This is a genomic window from Trichococcus sp. (genome assembly GCF_055118575.1).
On the sequence record NZ_JBSQPW010000052.1, the window covers coordinates 1 to 7,590 of the forward strand.

Here is a 7,590-nt window from a genome sequence, read left to right on the forward strand (position 1 = left end):
AGATATGGCTACCGTATTGGATTACTTGGATGACCATTACGCCGAGCCGAACGAAACCTACTTCGGCCAAGCAGAAGGCAAAAACGTCGTCTACATCCACCTCGAGAGTATGCAACAGTTCCTGATCGATTTGTCCCTTACGGACGAAACAGGAACGACGACAGAAGTGACGCCATTCCTGAACAGCTTGTATCACAGCAGTGATTCCTACAGTTACAGCAACATTTTCCACCAGACTGGGCAAGGTAAAACAAGTGACGCAGAACTGATGCTGGACAATTCGCTGTTCGGATTGCCTCAAGGATCAGCTTTTACCCAGATAGGGGCCGACAACACGTTCCAATCGGCACCGGCCATTCTGAGCGAAACCTATGGCTACACATCAGCCGTTTTCCACGGCAACGTCGGCTCTTTCTGGGATCGCGACAATGTTTACAAATCTTTTGACTACGACTATTTCTTTGATGCCGACAGCAGTTATACACTGACGGATGAAAATTCGGTCGAATACGGGTTGAAGGATAAATTGTTCTTCCAGGAATCGGCTCAATACCTGGAACAATTGCCGCAGCCTTTCTATGCGAAGTTCATAACCGTTTCGAACCACTTCCCGTTCCCAGAAGACGAGATGAACAGCACCTTCACTCTAGATACCGGGGATGAAACGATTGACGGTTATTTCAATACCGTGCACTACGCCGATGCAGCCTTGGCAGAGTTCTTCCAATATATGAAGGATGCAGGACTTTATGATAATACGATTTTCGTACTGTATGGCGATCACTTCGGAATATCCAGCTCACGCAACGAAACGTTGGCACCACTTATTGGAGCGAATGCGGATTTGTGGGGCGCCTATGACGACGCCATGATGCAGCGGGTCCCTTTCATCATCCATAATCCTGGTTCCGGCACCGGACAGATCAGCGACGTCTATGGCGGCCAGATCGATATCTTGCCTACCGTGATGCACCTTCTGGGTGTCGATACTTCGGCTTATGTCCAACTTGGACAGGATCTGTTGTCGGCGCAACATGAGGGGATCGTTACTTTCCGTAACGGCAGCATCGTGACGAGCGAATACACTATTCTAGGCAACAATGTTTACCATACGCAGACAGGCACACTTGCTTATCAGACCGAAGATGTGACCCAAAAGATTGCTGAAATCCGTGCAAAAGCTGAGCTGCAACTCGCCATATCCGATCAGATCATCAACGGTGACTTGCTTCGCTTCTACACCCCGGATGGCTTCGTTCCGGTCGACAAGAGTCAGCACAGCTATGTGGATTCTCCAGCCGAACTGGAAGAGGACATCGCCGAATTGGGTGACCTGAATACTTCCTTATTCTATATGAACAACAGCATCTCAAGCGTTCCGCTTTATCAGACCGATGCGCCTGAGTTCCCGGCTAACCAAGCCGCTGCTGAAGTGACTGCGACGGAAGAACAACCCGCTTCCGAAGAAGTCCAAGCAACAGAACAGACAGAAACAGTTGAATAACCAAACGGCCGTCTCGCAAAAATGAGACGGCCGTTTTTAGTGTTGGCACCCCGATGATTGTCGGATTCTTCAAAGTTATCCGACAACTTCCGGGGCGAACGTACTCTGATTGTCGGATTCTTCAAAGTTATCCGACAACTTCTGGGGCGGACGTACTCTGATTGTCGGATTCTTCAAAGTTATCCGACAACTTCCGTCATGTTTGTGGCTTCTGCACGAAAAAAGACTGTCTTCAAAGAGACAGCCCTGCTTTTAACTATTTTTTTCGAGTGCTGTTTTCGTGGGTAACTTGATTGTGAAAATCGTTCCCTCTCCGGGATTGCTTTCCACATCGACCGTTCCTTTATGATTCATCACCAAGGACTGGACCACAGCGAGCCCGATTCCCGATTCGCCGAATTTCGTGTTCTTTCTGGAAACATCCACTTTATAGAACCTTTCCCAAATGCTGGTGATGTCCTTCTTCTCGATGCCGATGCCTGTGTCTTTGACCTGGATGATCTGTTGCTCACCATCCCGGAACGACGACAGGGTAATCGTGCCGTTTTGCGTGAACTGGATAGCGTTTTGAGTGAGATTCACCATGATCTGGATAAAGCGATCATAGTCCGCATATATCCGGTCCGCTGCATCCACTTGGACGATGATCAGGTCATCCTTCGCCTGCGCTTTTGCCCGCATCTGTTCCGCAACATTCTCCAATGCTTCTTTAGCCGAAAATTCCTGCTTCACTAAAATAATCTGGTTGGAGCGGATCTTTTCGTAATCCAAGTTTTCGTTTACCAAACGGATCAGCCTTTTGGTTTCTTTCTGCATCAGTTGCATGCTGCGGTCCCGGCTTCCTTCAGGAATCATATGGTGCTGGATTCCTTCCAGGATGCCGTTGATTGTCGTGAGCGGCGTTCGCATCTCATGAGCAACATCCATCATGAACTGACGCCGCAAATTTTCTTGGCGTTCGACCTCCTCATTGGAGGCTTTCAAAGACCTTGCCATTTGGTTGAAATCCTCCGAGAGCTCATCGAATTCATCTTTGTGATGATTCTCCAACGAAATATCAAAATTACCTGATGCAATCTCATGGGTCGCCCTCCGCATGCGTTTGATGCGCCTTGTCAGATAATTGGCGATTCCGAGGCTCAACACAATCGCGATGCCGCCCGAAGTCAACACAGCCACAAGCAGGTTGTGCTCAATCTCATTGATTTCGTCCTCAATCCCTTTTACAGGTGAGCCTACCGCTATGAAGCCCGTGAACTCGGCCGTCGTCGCATTAAATAGTGGGAGATAAACCGTCAAAAAACGCTTCTTTTCGTTCAGGAAGCCGCGATCCCGCTCCGTCAAAGAAATCCGTTCACCTGCTGCAAGCCTTTCAAAATCTTCAGTACTGATTCCACTCGTGTAAGCTTCCGTCGATTGCGGATAAACCATATGGTCTTGAGCATCGAAAATGGCGAAAGAAACATCCTGATTGGACACTAAAGCCGAACCGCTCTCAAGCTGTTGAATCGTCATATTCTGATCGATGATCGATTCGGCATATCCGTACAACTGTGCCTCTTTCTCGTCATAAACATTACCTGTGACGTACTGGATGATCAGAATGCCTGTGACACTGACGGTCAAAAGGATCAATGCAAAAAAAGCCAGGATTTGTTGGTATACGTACTTCATTTTTCCTCTACTCCGCTGTCGTCGAATTTGTAGCCGACTCCCCAAACCGTTTGGATTACTTGCGGTCCGACCGCTTCTATTTTTTGCCTCAATTTCTTGATGTGTGCATCGATTGTCCGTTCATCGCCGTAATAAGGGTCTTCCCAAATCCGGGTCAAAAGGTGTTCCCTTGAAAAAACTTGCTTCGGGTGTTCAGCCAACAGTGCGAACAGTTCAAATTCCTTCGGCGTTAAACTTTCGATCTGTTTCCCATCCAGGTAGGCTTCGCGCGTAATCGTGCTGATTTTGACGTGATCGGTGAGCACATCGAAATCGTCCGCGGCCTGTGCTTGCGAATGGTCCACCATAGCGCGACGGTGCATCGCTTTGATGCGGGCTATCAATGTCAACGGGCTGAACGGCTTCGTGACGTATTCATCCGCGCCGATTTCCAGACCGATGACCTGATCACTTTCCGAATCGCGCGCCGTTAGCATGATGATCGGCACAAACTCGGAAATTTTTCTTATTTCGCGGCAGACCTGCATCCCATCCATGCTCGGCAGGTTCAGATCAAGGATGATCATATCCCATTTTCTTTCTGCTGCCGTGAACGCCTCCAAGCCCTCTTTCCCATCATGCTTGAATGCAGCTTGCCAGCCTTCATTCTCAAAAAACATCGCCATCATTTCGCAGACGGCTTCATTGTCTTCTATCATCAAAATTTCCATAGCGACTCCCCTTTTCATTTCCTTCATTATATCTTTTTATCCGATAAGCGGCATCATTTCCCGTCTACGATACCACATACCTTTGAAGTTTCTGTGAAATAATCAGGAAATCGCCGTTTCCGACAGAAAAAGCCCCTGATCCGGGGCTTTTTTTGACAGTCTCAGACTGCTTCCTGTTCTCTTTTCGCTTCCACAAAGTACAGTTCTTCCACTACCAATTCGACAACATAAACGTGCTGCTCCTGCTTGTTGACATAGGATCGCGAAACCAAATGGCCGTTGACGCCGATTTGGTTGCCTTTGGCGCAATACTGTTCTAACAGATTGGCGGTTGCTCCCCAAAAAACGACAGGTATGAAATCCGCTTGTGGCTGACCTTCATCCGCTTTCCTTAACCGCTGAACCGCTAACGTATTGTTGCATACTTGCCTTTCGCCGTTCACCTGTTGCACTTGGATGGGCCGCACCAGGCGACCGATCAATGATACTTGATTCATCCTTCCATTCCTCCTTCAGCTTGACTTACTGTCTGTAATATCCGCAAAAAAAGCGTTTTGCTTTTTGATAAAAAAAAATAACCTGAGGACTTTTCATTGTCCCCAGGTCTATTTGCGTTTCTCAGCGGATGGCTTTCCCCATCCTCAGCGAATCCGCGTAATCGTTTATTTTTCGCAAACGGTGGTTGATGCCGGACTTTGATATGACTCCACTCGGGATCATTTCGCCCAGCTCTTTGAGGCTGATGTCGGGATTCTCCAAACGGATGACTGCGATTTCCTTTAGCTTATCCGGTAATTTCTCCAGACCTACTGTTGCTTCGATGAATTCGATGTTGGCTACTTGCTTTGCTGCCGCATCGATTGTTTTGTTCATATTGGCGTTCTCGCAATTCACCAAACGATTGACAGAATTACGCATGTCGCGGATAATCCGGACATCCTCGAATTTCATCATCGCATTATGGGCACCGATCAATGCCAGAAAATCAGCAATCTTCTCGGCTTCCTTCAGATACGTGATGAAACCGTTGCGCCGCTCGATCGTCCGCGCATTCAGGTCGAAGTGATTCATCATGTCGCAGATGTCCTGATTATGGTCCTCATAATTGGAATAGATTTCCAGATGATAACGGCTCGTTTCCGGGCTGTTCACCGATCCCCCGGCCATAAAAGCTCCACGCAGATAGGAGCGCTCCTTCTGGTTATTGTTCATGATGTCTTCGGAAACTTGCGTCTTGAACGACAGTCCATCAAAAATGTTCAGATCACTCAGCAGTTCCCGGACGCCTTGCTTCAGGCGCACGATATAGACGTTGTTTTTCTTCAGTTTCATTTTCCGGCGGACCAGCAATTCGCTTTCGAATGAATAGTGGTCCTTTAGGAGTACATACATCCGCCTTGCAATTGCCGCATTTTCCGTCTGGACATTCAGGACGAAAGCCTGATTATAGATACTGACCGAACCGCTCATCCGGATCAATGCGGTCAACTCGGCTTTTGCATGCTCGCGGTGCACTTCCAAGGTCGTCAATTCTTTTTTTACTTCAGATGCAAAAGACATATACGCCTCCTTTCCGACAGCTTCTTTCGATCAGAAAAAAGGTCAACAGATAGTTTTTATATTGGAAATGAGATTGATCAGTTCCGAAACGACTTTTTTGCCGTCGTGATATACGCCGCCGTTCTTCATATCCAGGAAATCGGCAGAAATGACCCGGCAGTTTTCTTCGCGCAATCCTTTGAAATCATGGCGGACCTGCAGCAAATATTCTTCGTCAGCTTGCTGATTCAGGTATTCATCCGGAACTTTTTCCGTGTTCACCAGGACGGTGTCAATGAATTTCGCTTTCAGATGATCATGCAATACCTTGATATGCTCAGCATCAGTGAAGCCCTCTGTTTCGCCCAATTGCGTCATGATATTACAGATGTAGACTTTCTCGGCTTTGGTATCGATGACCGCTTGGCCGAGGTCATGGATCATCAGGTTAGGCAAAATGCTCGTGTACAGACTTCCCGGTCCGATAACGACCATATCCGCCTCCAGGATACTGTTGATGACGTGACGGGAAGCGACAGCCTCCCTTGTTTCATCCAAAGGTTTGACATACACGCGCTCGATCTTTTTACGGCCTTTTGCGATTTTCGATTCACCCTTGATGACAGTGCCGTCCTTGAACTCTGCATAGAGTGAGAGCGGCTCGTCAGCTGCGGCATAGATTTTGCCTTTAACGCCCATCATAACGGACAGCAGCCGGATGGCGTCAAAAATGCTCCCTTTCATTTCGGTCAGGGCCACGATGATGAGGTTCCCGATGGCGTGTCCGGAAACAAAGGACTCCTTGGAATCGAAACGGTACTGGAAAATTTCCTTTTCCAGTTTCGGCATATCGGAGAGCGCAATCAGACAGTTGCGGATGTCCCCTGGAGGCACAATGTTGACGTGGTCGCGGATAATGCCGCTGCTGCCGCCGTCATCAGCCACCGTGACGATGGCCGTGATGTCCGTATTGTGGTTCTTCAGTTCCTCCAAAATGACAGGCAAGCCCGTTCCGCCTCCGATTACGACGATTTTCTTCGTTCTGCTCGGATTTTGACTCATGACCGATTCACCGTCTCTTTGCGTTTATTCCGATCACGGTGGGTCGTATTCACTTGATAGCCCGCTCCCTTCAATTGCAGGCTGGTCCGCTCCGCCAAAGCGACCGAGCGGTGTTGTCCGCCTGTGCAGCCGATGGCGATATTCACGCTGGTCTTGCCTTCTTTTTTGTAGCCGGGAATGATATATTCCAACAGATCAATGAATTTCTTGTAAAAGATTTCCGTCTCCGGTTGCTTCATAACGTAATCATAGACCGGCTTATCCAGCCCAGTCAACGGACGCAGGTCATCCACATAATGCGGGTTGGGCAAGAAGCGGACATCCATGACGATGTCGGCATCGATAGGCAAACCATACTTGAAACCGAAGGATACGACTTCGATATGAAAAACATCCTTGTCGTCGACTTTGAAAGTATCCAGAAGACGTTCCCTTAATTGGCGCGGTGTCGTCTCGCTCGTATCAATGACCAACTGCGAGCGATTGCGGATATCCTCAAGCAATTCCCGCTCTTTACGGATCCCTTCCAGCACAGTTCCGCCTGATTGGGTCAGGGGATGACTTCTTCTTGTCTCTTTGTATCGGGAAACAAGCACATCATCCTTCGAATCGAGGAAGATGACCTTGGTCGTGATGAAGGAAGTGTTGTCCAGACTGTCCACAGCAGACATGATTTCTTCAAAGAAAGCACGGGAGCGCAGATCGATCACTAAGCAGATTCTGCTTATTTTACCCGATTCTTTTACAAGTTCCCAAAATTTCGGTAACAAACTTGGGGGCATATTGTCTATACAGAAATAGCCTAAATCTTCAAATGTCTGAAGGGCGACCGTTTTTCCGGCGCCGCTCATCCCCGTTATGACTACCAATTCGAGAGTGTCTGCCATGATAATTCCTCCAGTCAAAAAAATAGATATATCCATTATAACATACCGGGTGTATCATTTGTCTGTTTCTGAATATTTTAGTGATTCTTAAGTTTTGTTCGGTTATCTGAACGCAAATCATCACGCTCTTTCTTAAACGCGTTCTGATTCGCAGGGGATTCCGCCTAATCTGGCTAACCTTCATGGGCGAAAACAAACCCATTACGGCTAGCCC

At 48.0% G+C, this 7,590-nt stretch carries 7 protein-coding genes; 1 reads left to right on the plus strand and 6 read right to left on the minus strand.

Going from position 1 to position 7,590, the window contains the following annotated elements; genetic code table 11:
* On the plus strand, window positions 1–1,504 hold a 1,504-nt coding region (locus ACTCCX_RS11760; RefSeq protein WP_463276166.1), incomplete at its 5' end, for an LTA synthase family protein.
* A 252-nt stretch (window positions 1,505–1,756) separates the two neighbouring features.
* Here ACTCCX_RS11760 and ACTCCX_RS11765 read toward each other — a convergent pair.
* From ACTCCX_RS11765 to rapZ, 6 genes are all read right to left on the minus strand, one after another.
* Window positions 1,757–3,178 (minus strand): ATP-binding protein, encoded by a 1,422-nt coding sequence (locus ACTCCX_RS11765; RefSeq protein WP_463276167.1) that lies wholly within the window; start codon window positions 3,176–3,178, stop codon window positions 1,757–1,759.
* Window positions 3,175–3,888, minus strand: a complete 714-nt coding sequence (locus ACTCCX_RS11770; RefSeq protein ID WP_463276168.1) for a response regulator transcription factor — start codon at window positions 3,886–3,888, stop codon at window positions 3,175–3,177. Before ACTCCX_RS11770 ends, ACTCCX_RS11765 begins: the two co-directional genes overlap by 4 nt.
* Window positions 3,889–4,049: 161 nt before the next feature.
* Entirely contained in the window at window positions 4,050–4,385 is a 336-nt protein-coding gene (locus ACTCCX_RS11775) for a single-stranded DNA-binding protein (protein ID WP_463276169.1), read from the minus strand.
* A 121-nt stretch (window positions 4,386–4,506) separates the two neighbouring features.
* Window positions 4,507–5,448: a DNA-binding protein WhiA gene (whiA, locus tag ACTCCX_RS11780; RefSeq protein WP_463276170.1), complete on the minus strand. Its 942-nt coding sequence runs from the start codon at window positions 5,446–5,448 to the stop codon at window positions 4,507–4,509.
* 42 nt (window positions 5,449–5,490) lie between these two features.
* A complete protein-coding gene (locus ACTCCX_RS11785; RefSeq protein ID WP_463276171.1) occupies window positions 5,491–6,489 on the minus strand; it encodes a gluconeogenesis factor YvcK family protein in 999 nt (332 codons plus the stop codon).
* A complete protein-coding gene (rapZ, locus tag ACTCCX_RS11790; RefSeq protein ID WP_463276172.1) occupies window positions 6,486–7,376 on the minus strand; it encodes an RNase adapter RapZ in 891 nt (296 codons plus the stop codon). Before rapZ ends, ACTCCX_RS11785 begins: the two co-directional genes overlap by 4 nt.
* Between the last annotated feature and the right edge of the window lie 214 nt (window positions 7,377–7,590).

Coding starts and splice junctions, on each gene's coding strand:
- ACTCCX_RS11770 (WP_463276168.1), bottom strand. CDS start 3,888: ATGGAAATTTTGATGATAGAAGACAATGAAGCCGTCTGCGAAATGATG.
- rapZ (WP_463276172.1), bottom strand. CDS start 7,376: ATGGCAGACACTCTCGAATTGGTAGTCATAACGGGGATGAGCGGCGCC.
- ACTCCX_RS11785 (WP_463276171.1), bottom strand. CDS start 6,489: ATGAGTCAAAATCCGAGCAGAACGAAGAAAATCGTCGTAATCGGAGGC.
- whiA (WP_463276170.1), bottom strand. CDS start 5,448: ATGTCTTTTGCATCTGAAGTAAAAAAAGAATTGACGACCTTGGAAGTG.
- ACTCCX_RS11765 (WP_463276167.1), bottom strand. CDS start 3,178: ATGAAGTACGTATACCAACAAATCCTGGCTTTTTTTGCATTGATCCTT.
- ACTCCX_RS11775 (WP_463276169.1), bottom strand. CDS start 4,385: ATGAATCAAGTATCATTGATCGGTCGCCTGGTGCGGCCCATCCAAGTG.